At 64.2% G+C, this 16,454-nt stretch carries 12 protein-coding genes; 2 read left to right on the forward strand and 10 right to left on the reverse strand.

Going from position 1 to position 16,454, the window contains the following annotated elements:
• Positions 1 to 51: 51 nt before the first annotated feature.
• The 6 genes from IVB40_RS18725 to IVB40_RS18750 form a co-directional block, all read right to left on the reverse strand.
• Positions 52 to 2,295, reverse strand: a complete 2,244-nt coding sequence (locus IVB40_RS18725; protein WP_247815932.1) for a tetratricopeptide repeat protein — start codon at positions 2,293 to 2,295, stop codon at positions 52 to 54.
• Positions 2,296 to 2,393: 98 nt separating this feature from the next.
• A complete protein-coding gene (locus tag IVB40_RS18730; protein WP_247815934.1) occupies positions 2,394 to 4,658 on the reverse strand; it encodes a tetratricopeptide repeat protein in 2,265 nt (754 codons plus the stop codon).
• Positions 4,659 to 4,758: 100 nt separating this feature from the next.
• The gene (locus tag IVB40_RS18735) at positions 4,759 to 5,496 is read right to left on the reverse strand and encodes an amino acid ABC transporter ATP-binding protein (RefSeq protein WP_007591212.1); all 738 of its coding nucleotides are present in this window, start codon (positions 5,494 to 5,496) and stop codon (positions 4,759 to 4,761) included.
• 11 nt (positions 5,497 to 5,507) lie between these two features.
• Positions 5,508 to 7,028 (reverse strand): amino acid ABC transporter permease, encoded by a 1,521-nt coding sequence (locus IVB40_RS18740; protein ID WP_247462066.1) that lies wholly within the window; start codon positions 7,026 to 7,028, stop codon positions 5,508 to 5,510.
• A complete protein-coding gene (locus IVB40_RS18745; protein WP_247286121.1) occupies positions 7,025 to 8,230 on the reverse strand; it encodes an ABC transporter permease subunit in 1,206 nt (401 codons plus the stop codon). The genes IVB40_RS18740 and IVB40_RS18745 overlap by 4 nt, the downstream gene beginning before the upstream one ends.
• A gap of 25 nt (positions 8,231 to 8,255) precedes the next feature.
• Entirely contained in the window at positions 8,256 to 9,272 is a 1,017-nt protein-coding gene (locus IVB40_RS18750; protein ID WP_247434597.1) for an amino acid ABC transporter substrate-binding protein, read from the reverse strand.
• Positions 9,273 to 9,665: 393 nt separating this feature from the next.
• On the opposite strand from IVB40_RS18750, the gene metC reads away from it, so the two are divergent.
• Positions 9,666 to 10,850 (forward strand): cystathionine beta-lyase, encoded by a 1,185-nt coding sequence (metC, locus tag IVB40_RS18755; protein WP_247815935.1) that lies wholly within the window; start codon positions 9,666 to 9,668, stop codon positions 10,848 to 10,850.
• A 155-nt stretch (positions 10,851 to 11,005) separates the two neighbouring features.
• Positions 11,006 to 12,697, forward strand: coding sequence for a Na/Pi cotransporter family protein (locus tag IVB40_RS18760; protein ID WP_247815936.1), 1,692 nt, complete (start codon positions 11,006 to 11,008; stop codon positions 12,695 to 12,697).
• Between the two features lie 10 nt (positions 12,698 to 12,707).
• Here IVB40_RS18760 and IVB40_RS18765 read toward each other — a convergent pair whose 3' ends face one another.
• The 4 genes from IVB40_RS18765 to IVB40_RS18780 form a co-directional block, all read right to left on the reverse strand.
• The gene (locus IVB40_RS18765) at positions 12,708 to 13,046 is read right to left on the reverse strand and encodes a lipid-A-disaccharide synthase N-terminal domain-containing protein (RefSeq protein WP_027517911.1); all 339 of its coding nucleotides are present in this window, start codon (positions 13,044 to 13,046) and stop codon (positions 12,708 to 12,710) included.
• On the reverse strand, positions 13,043 to 13,789 hold the full coding sequence (locus tag IVB40_RS18770) for a glycosyltransferase family 2 protein (protein WP_247360934.1): 747 nt from the start codon (positions 13,787 to 13,789) through the stop codon (positions 13,043 to 13,045). The genes IVB40_RS18765 and IVB40_RS18770 overlap by 4 nt, the downstream gene beginning before the upstream one ends.
• 62 nt (positions 13,790 to 13,851) lie before the next feature.
• On the reverse strand, positions 13,852 to 14,697 hold the full coding sequence (locus IVB40_RS18775; RefSeq protein ID WP_027569957.1) for a phosphatase PAP2 family protein: 846 nt from the start codon (positions 14,695 to 14,697) through the stop codon (positions 13,852 to 13,854).
• Between the two features lies 1 nt (position 14,698).
• Complete coding sequence (locus IVB40_RS18780; protein ID WP_247815938.1) at positions 14,699 to 16,441, reverse strand: glycosyltransferase family 39 protein; 1,743 nt, start codon at positions 16,439 to 16,441, stop codon at positions 14,699 to 14,701.
• Positions 16,442 to 16,454: the final 13 nt, after the last annotated feature.

Raw genomic sequence — 16,454 nt, forward strand, 5'->3', positions numbered from 1 at the left:
TAGGCGGCCCGGCAATCTCCGGAAGATGCCGGTGCTCAACGCAGGCCTCGCCTACGCAACGCCGCCGTCACTCGAGGCGGCGGCACAATAGTCGCGCCAGAACTTTCGGTAACCCACCTCGAGCTCGCGCGTGTAGGTCTCGACATTGCCCGAGGGCGAAACCGCGATCCGAGCCGGCAAATCCGCGCGCAATCTCGCCAGATACTCGGGCTGTGACGCAAATTTGCGGGCGATCTCGACATAGCCATCGTCATCTTCCGCGACCCAGTCGCCGAGGCCGACGGCGGTCACGATGGAGGCGCCAGCACGCGAGGAGGCACCGTTGCCGAGCTTGGCAACGACGGGAACGCCCTTGTAGAGAGATTCCCAGGTGCTGATGCCGCCATTTTGCGGGAACGTGTCGAAGGAAATATCGACTTGGGCGAAAGCCGCCAGATGGTCGTCGCGCGAGGTGGTGCCGAGGCAGGTGAGGCTCTCTTCGACAACACCCTGCGCCAGGAAACGCGCGATCAGGCTATCGCGCAGCAGCGGATCATCGAGCAGACCATGCTTGAGGATGATCTTCGATCCCGGCAGCTCCCGCATGATGCGCGACCAAACACGGATCGCATCATCCGAGATTTTGTAAATGCGGTTGAACACACCGAAAGTGACGTAGCCGTTGCGGAGCATCGGCAGCTCTGAGGGCTGCAGATCCGAGACTGGTTCAATCGTGATCAGGCACGGCAGATCGTGGATTTTCTCGGCAAACAGATGCCGAACCGACGGCGGAATGAAAATGGGATCCGCCAGCACGTAGTCCATGGTCGGCATGCCCGTGCCTGTCGCGTGTCCGAAGCCAGTGGCCTGGATCGGGGCCGGCTTCCGAGCGAAAGTCAGCAGCCTGTTTCCGGTCGTGTGCCCCGAAACGTCGATCAGGATGTCGACATTGTCCGCCTGGATACGATCGGCGAGCTCGTCATCCGAAAGCCCCCAGGCTTCGACCCAGACGTCCGCCAACGATTTGAACATGGCGGTGTACTCGTCCCCGCCCGGCCAGGAATAGTAGCAGATGATTTCGAATTTGGTGTGATCGTGATGGCGCAGCACCGGCAGCAGCGTGAGCCCCGCGGAGTGCTGCCGGAATTCGGCAGCGACATAGCCGACCACGATCCGCTTCTCCGGATCCAGCGGCCGCTTCGGCAGCTCCCTTCGCGGCTGTTTGGAGCCGATCTGGTCCCACCAGGATTTTCGCACCGCCTGCTGGACCACGAAATCGGCCTCGGCGCGGTAGTCCTCCAGGAAGATCTTTCCTCTGATCGCATCCCCATAATCCGGCCGGAGCGCCAGCGCACGATCGAGATATTCGATCGCGGCGTCCATGTCCCCCTGGTTCGAATACGAGAAGCCCATCAGCGCCAGCCCCATCTCGGAGCGCGGATTTTGCTCGATCAGGGCCGCTGCGGCCGCCATCGCCTGCGCGGTCTTTCCCATGACGAGGCAGGTCTGGGCCTTGCCGCGCAGAGCCAGCTCGAGCTTGGGCGAGATCGCAAGCGCCGCCTCGAAATCCGCAAGCGCGGGCTCCAGGCGCTGCAACTCGTAACTGAGCCGCCCGCGTTGGGCTACGATCCTCGGCGAGCCGGGCTTGATCGCGAGCGCCATGGCAAACTTGGCGGCCGCCTCGTCGTGGTGCCGCAGCTCCATGGCGACCATGCCGCTGCCGACGATGGCCTCGGCGTGACGGGGCTGAAACAGCAGGGCCCTGTCGAAGCTTTCCTTGGCGCGCATGATCTGTCCAAGCACAACTTCGACCATGCCGCGATTGCAGAATGCATCGGCATAATCCGGCTTGATCTTGATGGCGCGCTCATGCAGCTCCAGCGCCTGTTCGTACTGCCCCAGATGCATCAGCGTGTTGCCGAGGTTGGTCAGCGCGACCGCGAAATTCGGCTTTAGCGCGATGGCCCTTTCCTGGCACCGCCGCGCCTCCTCGTAATTGCCGAGGTCGAAATGCACGGTGGCGAGGTTGTTGTGGGCATCATGCAGTCGCGGATCGAGTGCAATCACGCGCTCGAGCAGCTGTTGCGCCTCCTCCAGGCGGCGACCGTCATGCGCGCACATGCCAAGCAGGTGCATCGCGTCGACATGATCGGGCAGCGCCTTCAGGATATCCCGGCAGAGTGCTTCGGTCTCGGCATATCGACCCCGGCCATAGGCGCTAGCCGCGGCGGAGAGGACGGCGTCGGCCTGCTTCATCAATTTCTTCTGCAATCGCGCGTTCTGAAATGCGCGCGCGCCGGCGCCGCTGGTCTGCAAGGTGTCTCTCCGAGGGATAGCCCGGCGAGAGTCTAACTGATTCGCAGGCCTGGCCGGCCGGTCAGCCGGCGCGGTGATACCCCGGGATTTCCCGGGGCTCAGCGGCCCGGCGCCGCTGGCCTCCTACGCATGTCGCCGCCCTTCGAAGCCGCGGCGCAATAGTCGCGCCAGAACTGGCGATAAGCCGCTTCGACCTCGCGCGTGTAGATTTCGACGTTGCCGGCGGGCGAAGCCGCGATCCGAGCCGGCAAGTCCGCGCGCAGCTTCGCCAGATGCGCCGGCTGTGCCGCATATTTGGATGCGATCGCGGCATAGCCCTCGTCATTATCGGCGACCCAGTCATTGAGATCGACCGCAGCCACGATCGACCCGCCGGCGCGCGACGATGCACCGTTGCCGAGCTTGGCTACGACCGGCACGCCCGCATAGAGCGATTCCCAGGTGCTGACGCCGCCGTTTTGCGGGAACGTGTCGAGCGATATGTCTATGTTCGCAAACGCCAGCAGATGCTCGTGGCGCGGCGACGAGCCCAGGCAGGTGACATTCTCCTCGGCAATGCCCTGTGCTACGAACCGCGCGACCAGGCTGTCGCGCAGCATGGGATCGTCGAGCAGGGTATGCTTGATGATGATCTTCGAACCCGTCACCTCGCGCATCACTTTCGACCACACCCGGATGGCCTCGTCCGAGATCTTGTAGATGCGGTTGAACACGCCGAAGGTGACATAACCATTGCGGAGCATGGGCGGCTCCGATGCAGGTAGATCCAAAATGGGATCGATCGTGATCAGGCACGGCAGGTCGTAGACCTTTTCAGCCAGCAGATGGCGCGCCGATTGCGGAATGAAGACCGGATCCGCGAGCACGTAGTCCATGGTCTGAAGGCCCGTGCCCGTGGCGTGACCAAACCCCGAGACCTGGATCGGGGCCGGCTTGCGGGCGAAGACATGGAGCCTGTTGCCGGTCGTGTGCCCGGACACGTCGATCAGGATATCGACCTTGTCGGCCTGAATGCGATCGGCCAGCTCGTCGTCCGAAAGCTGCCAGGCATCGACCCAGACGTCCGCCATGGACCTGAATTCGTCGGTCATCTCATCTCCTAACGGCGAGCACGAATAGCAGACGATCTCGAACCTGGCATGATCATGATGGCGCAGTACCGGTAACAGAGCGAATGCTGCGGAGTGGTTCCTGAATTCGGAAGCGACGTATCCGATCAATATCCGCTTGTCCCGATCGAGCTTGCGGGACGACAACGCGCTTTGCGGCAATCTGGCGCCGATCGCGTCCCACCACTGCTTTCGTGCGGCCTGCTGAACCGCAAAATCGGCGTCGGGGAGATAGTCCAGAAAGAAGATCTTGCGCCCGATCAAGTCCGCATAATCAGGCGCGATTGCCAGCCCCGCGTCGAGATGTTCGAGCGCAGTCGCGATGTCTCCCTGGCTCGCATAGCAGGAAGCCAGAAGCGCAATTCCGATGTCGGACCGCGGATTTTCCTCGAGCAACGTCTTGACCGCCGCAATCGCCCCGGCCGTGTTGCCCCTGACAAGGTTGACTTGCGCCTTTCCCTGCAAGGCCACTTCGAGCCTTGGCGAAAGCTCCAGCGCCCCATCAAAGTCCGCGAGCGCCTGCTCCAGCCGCGACAGATCGAGATTGAGCCGTCCGCGCTGCGCCAGAATCTTCGGCGAATCCGGCTTGATCGCGAGCCCTGCCGCGATCGCCGCGGCCGCCTCTTCGTAGTGCCGGAGCTCGATGCATACCATGCCCTTGCCCGCGATCGCTTCCGCGTGGCGCGGCTGAAAAGCGAGGGCGCGATCGAAACTCCCCTTGGCGCGCTGGAACTGACCTTCGATCAGCTCCGCCATGCCCCGATTGCAAAATGCATCGGCATAGTCCGGCTTCAGCCTGATAGCGCGTTCGTGCAGCTCGATAGCCTGCTCGGCGAGGCCCATGTGCAGCAGCGTATTGCCCAGATTGGTCAAGGCGATCGGAGAATTCGGCTTCAGCGCAATCGCCTTCTCCTGGCATGCGCGAGCGTCCTGAAACTTCTGGAGGGTGAAATACACTGCCCCGAGATTACCATGGGCATCGGGCGAACGCGGATCGAGCACGGTCGCGCGCTCGAGCAATTGTTGCGCCTCTTGGAGCCGCCCGCCATCATACGCGCGCAGGCCGAGCAGGTGAGCGGCGTCGAAATGATCCGGAACCTCCGTCAAAATCCGGCGGCAGAGTGTCTCGACCTCCGCGTATCGGCCCTGCCCGAGTGCCTGAACCGCGGCGGACATGAGCGCGTCCGCCTGCTTCTTCAATTTCTTTTGCAATCGCGCGTTCTGGAATGCGCGCGCGCCGGCGCTGCTCTGCAAAATCTCTCTCCGGAATATGGCCCGAAAAGAGGCTGGCCGATTCGCATGGTGCCAAGCTGGCGGGTCGGTTAGACCGGCGACGCCACCGGATTGCAGGTACTCAGCGCAGGATCTGGCTCAGGAACAGTTTTGTGCGGGCATGCTGCGGGGCCGCGAAGAACTCGTTGGGCGTGTTGGCTTCGATGATCTGGCCCGCGTCCATGAATACCACGCGGTTGGCGACCTCGCGGGCAAAGCCCATCTCGTGGGTGACCACCAGCATGGTCATGCCCTCCTCGGCGAGGTCGACCATGGTGTCCAGCACCTCCTTGACCATTTCGGGGTCGAGCGCCGAGGTAGGCTCGTCGAACAGCATCACCTTCGGGTTCATCGTCAGCGCGCGGGCGATCGCGACGCGCTGCTGCTGACCGCCGGACATCTGTCCCGGAAACTTGTTGGCTTGGTGCGGGATCTTGACCCGCTCCAGAAACTTCATTGCCGCTGCCTCCGCGTCCTTCTTGGGGATGTTGCGCACCCAGATCGGCGCCAACGTGCAATTGTCCAGCACGGAGAGGTGCGGAAACAGGTTGAAGCTCTGGAACACCATGCCAACTTCGCGCCGCACCGCGTCGACGTGCTTCAGGTTCGGCCCGAGCTCGATGCCATCAACGACGATCTCGCCTTCCTGAAACTCCTCGAGCGCGTTGATACAGCGGATCAGCGTCGACTTGCCGGAGCCGGAGGGGCCGCAGATCACGATGCGCTCGCCCTTCTCGACCGCAAGGTCGATGTCGCGCAGCACGTGAAACTCGCCGTACCATTTGTTCAGGCCGGATATCTTGACGATGGGGTCGGACATGGTGACCTCGATCAGTTGCGGCGGTGAGCGTTGAGGCGGTGCTCGACGAAGAGCGAGTAGCGCGACATTCCAAAGCAGAAGATGAAGTAGATGATCCCGGCGAAGGCGAACCCGGTGAACGCGGTCGATGGCGACGACCATTTAGGATCCGAGAACGACGCCCGCAGCGAGCCCAAGAGATCAAACAGCGCCACGATCGAGACCAGCGATGTGTCCTTGAACAGCGAGATGAAGCTGTTGACGAGGTTCGGAATGACGTGGCGCAGCGCCTGCGGCAGAACGATCAGCGAGGTCGTCTTCCACCAGGACAGCCCCAATGCCGCGGCCGCCTCGCCCTGCCCGCGCGGGATGGCGGCCAGCCCGCCGCGGACGTTCTCGGCCTGATAGGCGCCGGTGAACAGCGAAATTCCAATCAGCGCACGCACCAACCCGTCGACCGTGAAATTGCCCGGGAGAAACAGCGGCAGCATGTAAGTGGCGAAGAACAGGACGGTGATCAGCGGCACGCCGCGCCAGAACTCGATGAAGGCTATCGAGAAGATCCGGATCAGCGGAATGGTCGAGCGGCGGCCAAGCGCCAGCGCAATGCCGATCGGCAGCGAGGTGACAATGCCGGTAACAGAGACCACCAGCGTCACCAGAAGCCCGCCCCACAGGTTGGTCTGCACGATCGGCAGTCCGCCGTGATCGAGCCCCATCAGCTTGATCACGATTGCGATGGCGACGAAGGTGGCGATGCTGGACGTCAGGGCCCGCCCCCCGGTGCGGAGGCCGCCGCCGAGAACGAAGGCGATCAGGGAGACGATCGCGGCGGTGATGGCGAAATCGGCCCAGATCGACTGGCCTGTCCCGTGCAGCTGATCTCGCAGCCAGGTCAGCGGAAAGATCAGCCAGTAGATCAGGTTACCCACGAGCACGATGACATTGCCGACGACCCACAACACCGGTGCGGCAGAGGACGTCTTGCCGAGACTGAGCAGAGCCTGCCCGGCGCCGATGATGCTGTCGTCGAATAATTGCAGCAGGTCAGCGGTCCAGCTCAGGCCAAATCCCTTGATGCCGCCGCCATGCAGCAGAAAGAATGCAACCACTGGAAACGCAAAAAAGAACAGGCCTGCGTTCAATCCTTTCGAGGGCAGCCGCGGAATGAGCAACGGCACCAACAGAACCACTGACAGGACGAGCGTGAGGTCGACCCGCCAGCGTTCGGCTTCGGGGTAGAAGCCGTAGATCAGTTGCGGCAGCTTGGCCTGGATGTAGGGCCAGCAGGCACCGACCGCAAAGCCGGCGTTCTCGGCGAGGCAGGCGGTGCGATCCTTGCCGGTCCAGACTGCGTCGACCATCAGGAATTTGACGGAAGGAATGACGGTGAACCACAGCAGCAAGGCGCCGACGATCGTGAGCAGGATGTTGGTCGGCGAGTTGAACAGGCGCGTCCGTACCAGGCCGACGAAGCCCGTGGTCTTCACCGGCGCGGGACGCTCATCGAGAAGATCCTGGCGGACGAAACTGGACGAGCTGATATCGCTCATGCGCCGAGACTCCGGCTGATGCGCCAACCGTAGACGCTCATGACGGCGCTGGTGATCAGCGAGATCAGGAGATAGACGCCCATCGTCATGGCGATGATCTCGATGGCCTGCCCGGTCTGACTCAGCGACGTGCCGGCGAACACGGAGACGAGGTCGGGATAGCCGATCGCGACGGCCAGCGACGAATTCTTGGTGAGGTTGAGGTACTGGTTGGTCAGCGGCGGAACGATGACGCGCATCGCCTGTGGCACGACCACCAGGCGCAGCGTAGTGCCGCGGCTCAGGCCCAGTGACGACCCCGCCTCCATCTGCCCGCTATGGACGGAGAGGATGCCCGCACGCACGATCTCGGCGATGAAGGCGGCCGTATAGGTCGACAAGGCCAACGTGAGCGCCACGAACTCCGGGATGATGCGCGAGCCGCCGGCGAAATTGAAGCCCTTGAGCTGCGGCAGCTCGAAGGTGAAGGGCAGACCCGCTACCAGCATGGTGACGAGCGGCAGTCCGAACAGCAGCCCCAGCACATAGGGCCAGATCCGGATCACCTGACCGCGCTGGAACAGCGCCCGGCGCGCATGGATGCGCAGCGCCACCGAAGCCACGATGCCGAGCGCCAGCACCACAAGAAACGCCTCGAATCCGCTCTCGCCGATCGGGCGGGGAATGACGAGACCGCGATTGCTGACGAAAGCGATGCCGAGCAGCGAAATGCTTTGTCGTGGATTGGGCAAGGCCGCGAGCACCGCCAGGTACCAGAACAGGATCTGAAACAGCACCGGCAGGTTGCGGATGATCTCGACATAGATTTCGCCAATGCGCGCGAGCAGCCAGTTGGGCGACAGCCGGCACAGCGCGACAATGAAGCCGATCACGGTGGCGAACACGATGCCCACCACCGAGACCACGAGCGTGTTGAGGAGCCCGACCAGGAATACGCGCAGGAACGTGTCTGAGCCGGTATACGAGATCAGCGTCTGATTGACGTCGAAACCGGCGTTGTTCGCGAGGAAGCCGAAGCCGGCCGCAATGTGCTGGTTCTCGAGGTTGGCGCGGGCGTTGGAGACGATTTCATAGGCAATCCAGCCCAGGACCGCAGCGAAGGCAAACTGGACGGCGATGCCGTTCCAGCCTGTCTTGCCTCCCAGCACGCGCCTGATCTTCAGCGCGATCTGAGGCGGGGGTTTGCGAGCCTCGATGCTCATCGCCGCGAGCGCGGATCAGGCGGGGTCAGCGGATCGGCGGCGCGTACTGGAGACCGCCCTTGTTCCAGAGATTGTTGAGACCCCGATTGATACCAAGCGGCGAGCCTGCGCCGACGTTGCGGTCGAACACCTCGCCGTAATTGCCGACGGCCTTCACGATGCGCACCACCCAGTCCTTGCTCAGGCCGAGCTGTTCACCGAAATTGCCGTCGGTACCGAGGACGCGCTTCAACTCCGGATTTTCCTGTTTCGTCTTCTCGTCGACGTTCTTCGCCGTCACGCCGAGCTCTTCGGCGGTGATCATGGCAAACAGCGTCCATTTCACGATGTCGAACCATTGGTCGTCGCCGTGGCGCACCATTGGTCCGAGCGGCTCCTTCGAGATGATTTCCGGCAGCACCATGTGATCGCCGGGATTGGCAAGCTTCAGGCGGTTGGCGTACAGGCCCGACTGGTCGGTGGTGAAGACGTCGCAGCGCCCGGCCTCGTAGGCCTTGACCGTTTCGTCGTTGGTGCCGAACGCGATCACCTCGTACTTCATGTTGTTGGCCTTGAAGTAGTCGGCGAGATTCTGCTCGGTGGTGGTGCCGGTCTGGACGCAGACCGAGGCGCTGTTGAGCTCGAGCGCCGAGTTCACCTTGAGCGACTTCTTCACCATGAAACCTTGCCCGTCATAATAAGTCACGCCGGTGAAGTTGGCGCCGAGCGAGGTATCGCGCGAGATGGTCCAGGTGGTGTTGCGCGACAGCACGTCGACTTCGCCGGATTGCAGCGCCGTGAAGCGGTCCTTGGCGGAGAGCGGCACGTATTTGACCTTGGTCGGATCGTTGAAGATCGCCCCGGCGATCGCGCGGCAGACGTCGACGTCAAGCCCGGTCCAGTTGCCCTTGTCGTCCGGCGAGGAGAAGCCGGGCAGACCCTGACTGACACCGCAGGACAGCATGCCCCGGTCCTTGACGGTCTTGAGCGTTTGCGCATGGGCGGCTTGGGCAGTCAGGCCGGCGGCGAGAGCGAGAGTGAGAGCCAGGGTTACGCGTTTCATGGGCTTTGGGCCTTTCAAAGTCGTCTCAAGGTCAGGAACGTTGTCTTTGCGATCGTCTCTGCCAGGGCTAGCCGTATCAAGACCAGCCCTGCAAGAGTCATGCTGGAAAACCTTGCCGATCACCCGCCGATCCCGGGAGGCCTTGCCTTAATCCTCGCCGAAAGGCGCCCGCCGTTATGGCTGTGGCGCTAGGTCCGGTCAGGCGATGGATCGAAGGTCGCGGCAGGCCCCTCAACATGCGGCGACTGAATAGCACCTGCGATAACAGAACGACTGGCGTGCCGGGTCAAGGGGTTGACGGGACTCTTCTGTGTTCTGTTATTAACGACAGCGGCCTTTCGGCCAGCCCGCGGGCGCAGCGCCTCGTGGAAACGCGCTTTTGAAAGCAGACGCATGGATTCCTCACACCCCTCCGAGCAGCACGCCGAGACCCGACTGGTCACCTCCGGCCGCGACACCAAGGCGCAGAAGGGGTTCGTCAACCCGCCCGTCTTCCACGGCTCGACCGTGCTCTATCCGACCGCCGAGGACCTGCACGCCCATCGCGGCGAGTTCCAGTACGGCCGGCACGGCACGCCGACGACCCGTGCGTTCCAGGAGACCCTGGTGGCGCTGGAGGGGCCGCAATGCGCCGGCGTCGGCATCGTGCCGTCGGGGCTGTCGGCGATCTCGACCACCCTGCTCTCGGTGCTGAAGGCCGGCGACCACATCCTGGTCTGCGACAACGTCTATCGGCCCTCGCGCAATTTCTGCAACGGCATGCTCACCCGCTACGGCGTCGAGACCACCTACTTCGATCCGATGATCGGCGCCGGCATCGACAAGCTGTTCAGGCCCAACACATGCGCCGTTCTGGTCGAGGCGCCCGGCTCGCAGTCGTTCGAGATGCCGGACATCCGCGTCATCGCCGAGGTCGCGCATGGGCGCGGCGCGCTCATCATCGACGACAACACCTGGGCCACGCCGCTCTATCACCGTTCGCTCGAACAGGGCGTCGACATCAGCATGCAGGCTGCCACCAAATATATCGGCGGCCATTCCGACATCATGTTCGGCACCATCTCGGCTAATGCCAAGGCCTGGCCGCAGATCGCCGAAGGCATCCGCCTGCTCGGCGTTTGCGCCGGTCCCGATGACGTTTTCCTGGCACTGCGCGGCCTGCGCACGCTATCGGTGCGGCTGGCGCAGCATCATCGCTCCGGGCTCGACATGGCGCACTGGCTTGCGAGCCGTCCCGAGGTCGCGCGCGTGCTGCATCCGGCGCTCGAGACCGATCCGGGCCATGCGATCTGGAAGCGCGACTTCACGGGCGCGTCGGGCCTGTTCAGCATCGTCCTGAAGCCGGCGCCGCAGAAGGCGGTCGACACCATGCTCGATACGCTCAAACTGTTCGGCATGGGTTTCTCCTGGGGCGGCTTCGAGAGCCTGGTGATTCCCTTCGATTGCGACGCCTATCGCACTGCGACCAAGTGGGCGCCGGGCGGCCCCACGCTGCGTCTGCATATCGGGCTCGAAAGCGTCGACGACCTCAAGGCCGACCTCGATCGCGGCTTCGCTGCCCTCAAGGCAGCAATGTGAGCCTGCTCACAAGGCATCGCGCCGCGGGACGCGCCAACGCGCGCCGGGGGAACGTGCAGAACCCGCAAACGTTAACGCCGACGCGCCAACAAATGGTTTGAACCTCAAGCATTTGGCGCTAGCCTCACCAATCGACTCCAATCCGGACTCGGAGCATGGGAACGTTGGTACTGCTCGATCTGATGGGCGGCGTGGCGCTGTTGCTGTGGGGCCTGCACATGGTCCACAGCGGGATTCTGCGCGCCTTTGGCCCCGACCTGCGACGGCTGCTCGGCAAGGCGCTTGGCAATCGCTTCAACGCGTTTGCCGCCGGTCTCGGGCTGACAGCGCTGCTCCAGAGCAGCACGGCGACCGCGCTGCTCACGAGCTCGTTCGCAGCCGAGGGCCTGCTCAGCCTGGTCACCGCGCTCGCCATCATGCTCGGCGCCAATGTCGGCACGACGTTGATCGTGCAGGTGCTGTCGTTCAACATCGCCGCCGTCGCGCCGGTCTTGTTCGTGCTCGGACTGATCGCCTTCCGCGTGGGTCCGCGCTCGCGGATCAAGGACGTCGGCCGCGTCTTGATCGGTCTCGGACTGATGCTGCTGTCGCTGCACATCCTGCTCGACACGCTGGCGCCGGCCGAGAACGCACCGGGCGTCCGCGTCGTGATGTCCTCCATCACGGGCGATCCCGTTCTGTGCATCGTGATCGCGGCGCTCGTCACTTGGGCGGTGCATTCGAGCGTCGCCAGCGTGCTGCTGATCATGTCACTCGCCTATTCGCAGTTCATCTCGCCTTACGCGGCGCTCGCACTGGTGCTTGGCGCCAATCTCGGCAGCGCCATCAATCCCGTGTTCGAAGGCGCCAAGCGTGACGATCCCGCCAGCTATCGCCTGCCGGTGGGCAATCTCGTCAATCGCGTGATCGGGATCGCCCTGGTCCTACCCTTCCTGGGCCCGATCGCCGAGCACATGCACGCCTGGCAGCCGGATCTCGCCAGGATGACTGCGGCGTTCCATATCGCCTTCAACGTCGGCACCGCCATTATCTTCATCGGCCTGCTCGACACCATGTCGCGCCTGTTGACCCGGCTTCTGCCCGATCGTTTGCAGGAGGCCGATCCGGCCCGGCCGCGCTATCTCGACGAGACCGCGCTAGAATCGCCGTCGCTGGCGCTGGCCGATGCCGGCCGCGAAACCCTGCGCATGGGCGATCTCGTCGAGATCATGCTGCGCAAGGTGATGGCGGCGATGATGAGCGGCGACCGCGCGCTGGTCGACCAGGTCTCGAAGATGGACAACATCGTCGACGGCCTCGACGAAGCCATCAAGCTCTACGTGACGAAACTCATGCGGGGCAGCCTCGACGAGAGCGAGGGCCGGCGCGCGATGGAGATCATTTCCTTCGCCATCAATCTGGAGCATATCGGCGATATCATCGACAAGAGCCTGAGCGAGCTCGCGACCAAGAAGATCAAGCGCCGCTTCCAGTTCTCGCCCGAGGGCGCCGAGGAGCTCGCCGCCTTCCACAAGCGCACGATGGATTCGCTGCGCATCGCCTTCGGCGTCTTCATGTCGGGCGACGCCAACGAGGCACGCAAGCTGCTGGTGGAGAAAACGGCACTGCGCAATACCGAGCTTGCCGCCGTCGAGCGCCACCTCGACCGCCTGCGCGAGGGCCGTCCCGAGACCATCGAAACCACGTCGCTGCATCTCGACGTGCTGCGGGACCTGCGCCGCATCCACTCGCATATCTGCTCGGTCGCCTATCCCGTGCTCGACGCGGCCGGCGAGCCCCATCGCAGAACCGAGACGGAGACCGCTGCCCTGCCTGCGACAGGCGCGGCGTCAGCGCTGCCGCGCTAGTCGCCTTGGATCAGCGCTCCAGCGTCTTTGACGCCCGGCCGCGGTTCTTCACGATCAGCATGATGTTGCGAATATAGATGACGGTCGCCAGCGCCTGGCCGAGGATGATCACGGGTTCGCGCTTGACGACGCCATAGACCAGCGTCATCAGCCCCCCGCCCATGGAGCAGAACCAGAACGCCATCGGCACCACGCTGTTGCCGGCGCGCTCGCTCGCGATCCACTGCACCAGGAAGCGTGCGGTAAAGAACAGCTGCGCGACGAGGCCGAACGCGAGCCAGAAGTCGAACTTGGCCACGAAGACGTCGTAGAAATAGTTGCTCAGCGCCTGACCGTATTGGATGATCATGCCTTCACCTCAGTCACATCCGGCGTCGGCTTCTTGCGGCGGATCAGCCACCACACGCCCACGAGATCCATGATGCCGATCCACAGCCGGTCGAAGAAACCGTAGTTTGACACGCCGGAGCGGCGCGGCCGGTCGATCACGTCGACATAGGCGATCTCGTAGCCCTCGCGGCGCACCAGCGCCGGCAAAAAGCGATGCAGCCCGTCGAAATAGGGCATCATCAGGAACACCTCGCGCCGGAACGCCTTCAGGCCGCAGCCGGTGTCGCGCGTACCGTCCTTCAGGATCGCGTTGCGGACGCCGTTGGCGACGCGCGACTGGAATTTCTTGAAGCCGGTATCCTTGCGGCCGACGCGTTGTCCGGCGGCGAGTCCGACCTTGCTTCCGTTCTCGACGGCCGCGATCAAGTCCGGCAGGAAGGCCGGATTGTTCTGCCCGTCGCCGTCGAGCGTCGCCACGATCGCGCCGCGTGCCGCACGCACGCCGCTGCGCACGGCCGCGGATTGGCCGCCTGATTTGGCATGGCGCAGTTGGCGCAGATTGTCCCGCTGCTTCATGACCGCGCCGAGCCGTTCGCCGGTCGCGTCGGTCGAACCGTCATTGACGTAGATGATCTCATAGGCCCAGCGGCCGTCGAGCGCCGCGCCGATCTCCTCGATCAGCGGCACAATGTTATCGGCTTCGTTGCGCACGGGAACGACGATGGAAACCGAGGGCTGGAAAACCGAAGGCTGGGACGACAAATCGAAGCTCGTGGTTGGAATTGGCTTGGCTCGGGAACCGGCGGCCCGGCAGGCAGCCGCTTTTATGGGGCGGATGCCCCGTGGGCAACCCTTTTGAGGCGGCCCGAGACCGCCCCTGCAAGAGGCACAATGGTGCCGTCGGCACGGATGGCAAAGCCGAGCCTGCGGGCCGCGAACCAGTAGCGCACCGCCATGGCGCCGACCATGCCGACCAGGGCGCCGGCCACCACGTCGCTCGGGTGGTGCGCGAGCAGCACCAGTCGCGTCAGCAGGATCACGATCGCGTAAGTGAACATGAATACGCGCAGGCGCGGCCATAGCGCCGAGACGGCGAACGCCAGTGCGAACGCCGTCACCGCATGACCCGACGGCAGACTGGCATAGGCCCCCGTCCCCTCGAACGGGATGAAGTTGAACGGATTGGCCTTGCCGCCGACGAACGGACGTCCTCGACCGATGAGATATTTCAGGATCTCGGCGACGAATATCGGCACGGCAACAGACAGAAACATGAACTGCAGCCGCGTGCCGAGGCCGAGCAGCAACGCGCGGCTTCTGCCGCGCAATCCCGCCGCAACCAGCGCCAGCACCACCAGCCCGCCCCCGAGCACGGAGAGCACATACTCGTCCTTGCCGAAATCGGTCAGGATGCGGATCGGCCACAGGCCCGGCGTGCCGCGCGCCGGCATCAGCTGGATCTCGGTCAGGTCGAACACGACCATCAGCGCGATGACCAGGGCTGCACCTGCCGCACTGAGCCATAGCGAATGCCGCGCCAGCTTTCGCGCGGCCTCGGCGCGGCGCGAATGCGAGGGCGTACGCACGAGCTGCGCCAAGGCGCGCCCCGACAGCGTGAGCAATTGCGCGGGATAGCTCGCGCGCGGCGCGATGTCGGTGGGTGCCGACATCCTACTCGGTGCCTTCCGAGCGGAAGATCGAGATCGAGATCGCTCGCCCTTGGGAGAAATTGTAGCCGTCGATGCGCGTACCAACCTTGTAGCGCAGCCCGATCGCCTCGGCGCGCTGCACGAAGCCGCGCTCCGAACGCTGCTCGATCAGCGCGAAACGGCAACTCCCCTGCCGCAGGAAATCCGCCGCGCCCGAACCATCGGTGAGCACCGTCTGCGTGCCGGTCAGGAAGACGAGGCTTGGCTCGTGATAGCCGGCCGCGGCCGCCTTCGGGCCGACGCAGGTGACGTTGCGAAGCGCGCGTGCGATCTCGATGCTCGGAAACAGCGGCGTCAGCGACGGCAGCACGATGCCGTAGACTGTCACCGCGAGCATCAGGGCTGCGACCAGCGCGTTGAGCAGCGAGCGCTCGGCGTGATTGTTGTCGTGGAGCCACCAAGCGAACAGGCCGAAGATCAGCGAGGCCGCGATGAACGGCCACGCCACGAAAGCAGGCTGCCGCGTCAGCATCACCGCGCCGACGACCGCGATGATCGAGCCGCCAACGGGGATCGCGAACCACCAGGCCGAGCCGCGCATCAGCCAGGACCAGGACAGCACGCGCCGCTCCAGCGCGCCCGCGGTGAGGATCGCGACCGCAGGGTACAGCGGCAGCACGTAATGCGGCAGCTTCGTCAGCACCACCTCGAACACGATCCAGGACGGGACCAGCCAGGCCAGCAGGAACTGCGCGCCGGGCTCGCGCCGCGCGCGCCAGACCGCGGGCGCGGCCATCGCGGCGAGCGGCGCGCCGGGCCAGAACGTGATCCAGAACAGCACCAGGTACAGTCCGGGCGGCGCGCCGTGGGATTCCTGCGCGCCCAACTTGCTCAACATGTCGCCGCCGACGGAATCGGCGAAGAAGGCATCGCCCGCGCGCCAGAAGATCGCGACGAACCAGGGCAGCACCAGCACCAGCATCCACATCAGGCCCCAGAGCGGGCGCAGCTTCCATAGCCAGGAGGCATCGCGGTCCTGGATCGCGAGCGCGACGATGGTGAGGCCTGCGAACATCAGGATCAGCGGGCCCTTGATCAGGATGCCGACAGCGAGAGCCGTCCAGAAGATCGCGGGCCAGCTCCATGGCGGATGCGTCTCGTCCTCGGCGCGCTGCCACGACAGATAGGCCCGCGCCATCGCGCCCATCGCGGCGACCACGCAGAACAGCAGCATCGCGTCGGTCTTCGCAAGCCGCGCCTCGACGCCGAGCAGCACGGAGGCGCACATCAGAAGCGCTGCAAGCACCGCGGCGCGCCGCGTGACGAAGCCGAGCGCCGTCCAATAAGTCATGAGCACGGCACCGATGGCGCCGATCAGCGAGGGCAGCCGGTAGACCCAGATTCGCAACTCGGCCTTCGGCAGACCGAGCGCCGATGCCGTCTCGACCGCGGCCGCTTGCAGCCAGTAGATCCCGACCGGCTTCTTGTAGCGGACGTCCTCCTGAAAGCGGATGTCTACATAATCGCCGCTCTCGACCATCTGCTTGGTCGCCTGCGCAAAGCGCGCCTCGTCGCGGTCAACCGGCGGAATCGTAAAGAAGCCCGGCAGGAATAGCAGCAGCGCGCACAACAGCAGGAAGCTCACCGCGCGGACGTGGCTGGCCGTGGCGATATCGAACATGGACACGAGCCGGCTGCCCGGATTCACCGGGGATTTCGGCTCGCGCGGAGCTCCAAAACGGGGTGCTGGGTAGGTCTCGGCCATCGGTTCCGCTTAC

It is taken from the genome of Bradyrhizobium sp. 40 (assembly GCF_023100925.1).
GTDB lineage: Bacteria > Pseudomonadota > Alphaproteobacteria > Rhizobiales > Xanthobacteraceae > Bradyrhizobium.